Origin of the sequence: Jannaschia seosinensis (genome assembly GCF_001408515.1) — a bacterium.
GTDB lineage: Bacteria > Pseudomonadota > Alphaproteobacteria > Rhodobacterales > Rhodobacteraceae > Jannaschia > Jannaschia seosinensis.
In genome coordinates this window covers 1-2,971 of the sequence record NZ_CYPR01000080.1, presented here as the reverse complement: position 1 = coordinate 2,971, position 2,971 = coordinate 1, and the positions used below count along the sequence as shown (strand labels likewise).

The window sequence follows — 2,971 nt, the reverse complement described above, 5'->3', positions numbered from 1 at the left end:
CACTGGCGCGCACATCCTGCGGCAGTACAAGAAGCGCTGGCTCATCGAGTGCCTGTTCGCCGACAGCAAGACGCGGGGGCTGAACCTGGAGGACACCCGCCTGACGCTCGCGTCCAAGTTGTCTCTGCTCATCGCCATAACCGCTATTGCCATCGCCCTCATCTGCCGTGCTGCAGCCCAGCTCATGGGACACAAATACCCCGCCCGGAAGAAGCACGGATACTGCTCGAAATCCTGGTTCCGGACCGGCTTCGATGAGGTCCGACGATGGATGCGGTCCGGTCCCGAAACGCCTCTCGTCGCCCGAAATCTCGTCGTCCCGAGACGGCTGCGGGTGGGAGTCGTGTAGTCTGACGTCATTCAGGGGATTGAGTTCAAGGACGGGATCAAGCAACTTCAAACCGCCGCCTGATGAGGACCGTCACCAACTTTTGGGCATATCTCACTTTCGCCGGGTCACGCGGATCGTGCAGGCAATCTGCGAGCCGCTGCGCCAGACCCGCCCTGCGCTCGATCTCGCGCAGCAGGGTCAGTCCGGCGTCGGAGCTCATGTCGGCGCCGTCAAACCCGAGCAGGACCGGCTTGCCATTGAGGGGTGACAGGCGGGGCGTGAAGCACGTAGATTGAGCCATGGCGGAGGTCGTCCTGCTGAAATCTGAATCTTTGGCGTCGATAACCAAAAAATACAGAGTTTCAGATGGTTACGCAACCTCCGCCGCCTTCTCGCGAATTATCCGGGCTAGCAAAGGCTTACGTGACCAAGGCCCAAGCGAAGGAGCGGATCGCATGACTTCCCCGAACCGTAAGACACGGCGGGCCGCCGCGGCCCGGCCGGCGAAGACAGGAGACAAAGGCTTATCAAAAGCGGTTCTCTACCCTGACCTGCCCCCTTCGGGTCCCTCGATCATAGCGAGATTCTGCGGGTTTGAGATTGGTAGTCCGGTGGGTTGTTCTGGGCAAGCGCGCCGGGCGCAGAGCCCGCGACTTGCTCAAGCGCCCGGCGCGCTTCAGTGCGGCGTCAAGTTTCCCAGCGATGAGTGCGGTCTGACGGCGTTGTAGTCGTAACTCCAGAGCGCCAGCTTCCGGCGGGCGTCGTCTAGGGTGTCGAAAATCTCCTCGTTCAAGAGCTCGTCGCGCAGGCTACCGTTGAAGGACTCGATGAAGGCGTTCTGCTGCGGCTTGCCCGGGTCGATGTAATGCCAGGGCATCCCGTTTTTGTCGGCCCACTTGAGGATGGCGCGGCTGGTGAACTCGGTCCCATTGTCGCTGACGATGCATGCGGGCTTCCCATGGACCCGCACCAGCGCGTCCAGCTCACGAGCCACACGGGCACCTGAGATGCTTGTGTCGGCGATCAGGCACAGGTTATGCTGGCGGCAATCATCGATCACCGCCAAGATGCGGAACTTCCGCGACGCGCCGAAACTGTCCGCCAAGAAATCGAGCGACCAGCGCGCATTTGGGCGCGCCGCCTCCGGCATCGGCGTGCGCGACCCACGAGCCCGCTTGCGCCCGCGCCGTCGCTTCACAGACAGCCCTTCCTCCCGGTAAAGCCGATAGAGCTTCTTGCGGTTCATGGTCATGCCCTTGCGCTCGAGCAGGATGCTGATCCGGCGGTAGCCGAACCGGCGCCGCTTCCCGGCGATCTCCTTCATTTCCTTGCGGATCTCCGGGCAGTCCGGCGGGCATTCGCGCCGGACCGTCTTGGGATCGACACCCGCTGCCCGGCAGCGCATGCACGCATGCGCGAGAGGGGACAAGCTGACAGGCCCGGCGCTGCGAGATGTCGTAATCCCGCATTGCCCGCAGCGCTGCCTCTCGCCGCCTGGTCAATGTCGTCAGTTCTTTCCCAGAAGATCTTTCAAGACGACGTTGTCGAGCATCGTGTCGGCCAGCAGGCGCTTGAGCTTCCAATTCTCGTCTTCCAGCGCCTTCAGCATGGCGGCTTCGGAGACCTCCATGCCGCCATACTTGGCCTTCAGCTTATAGAACGTCGCCGGGCTCAGGCCATGCCGGCGGCACACCTCTGCCGTGGCCATACCGGCCTCCTGCTCCTTGATCATCCCGATGATTTGCGCCTCGGTGAAACAGCTCTTCCTCATTCGTCTGCTCCTTCGCGGTTGAGCAGACTCTACATCAAACTGAGGGACCTCACGGGGCGCAGGTCAAGCCGCCGATACGCTCGCCTGATGTTCCCTCAAGATGCCGATGATCCGCTCTTCGCTGAACCGCGATCTTCTCGTTGTCCGTCTCCTCGTTCGAGGAACACGCTAACCCAACATAAGGTAGCTTTCAGACAAGCATGTCACGAAGTGCCTCGCGCAGCGCAACCTTCTTCTCGCACTCGCTGCCAATCTATCGTGACGTTCCTTGGCTTTGTCCCCGGTGCTTTTTCTTGTGTGTGTTCGGATTGTTTGGATTCGGGCTTGGTGAGGGGGTGGTTTGGACGGGTTTGGAAGAATGTGAGTTGATGTGAGTTTTCGTGACAACTTTGGTGCTTTTGCAGGGCTATCGCTGGGGCAGGGGCTTGGTGGGGCAGGGGCTTACGGTTGTTTGGAAGGTATTGATAACGCTTGGAATCTGCGAAGGGTCCAAAAAAAGTGCATGATGGTTGTGGAAAGTGCTTGCGGGTTCCGGGTGTGGTCCGTAAATACCCCTTCACCGGCGGCGCTGAGGTGCCAACGGGACGCTGGACGGAACGACGGAGCGGATGCTTCGAAGGGCCTGAGGCAAAAATTTTGAGGCAACTGAAGCGGGTTGTGCCGAGAGTTTAGGGCACATCCGGTTGATTTTGTCTCTCGCTCTTTGAAATCGCGAGTATCTGAAGAGATATGTGGGCGGTTTGGTCCTGTTCGATGGATCAGACGTCTGTGTATCGCGCTCCTAGGCTTCGGTCGATGATGGAGTGTCAGCTTCACTGTTTGGACGGCTTCTGGTTACTTTGGTAACTGAAGCACAACAAGCAGAGACT

The 2,971-nt window shown here is 59.9% G+C and carries 3 pseudogenes; 1 reads left to right on the top strand and 2 read right to left on the bottom strand.

Going from position 1 to position 2,971, the window contains the following annotated elements:
• Positions 1-349: pseudogene (locus JSE7799_RS20950) on the top strand (IS4 family transposase); the annotation flags it as partial.
• An 85-nt stretch (positions 350-434) separates the two neighbouring features.
• On the opposite strand, the pseudogene JSE7799_RS06630 reads toward JSE7799_RS20950, so the two are convergent.
• Positions 435-632 (bottom strand): annotated as a pseudogene (locus JSE7799_RS06630) (transposase); the annotation flags it as partial.
• Between the two features lie 272 nt (positions 633-904).
• Positions 905-2,102: pseudogene (locus JSE7799_RS06625) on the bottom strand (IS3 family transposase).
• Positions 2,103-2,971 lie beyond the last annotated feature (869 nt).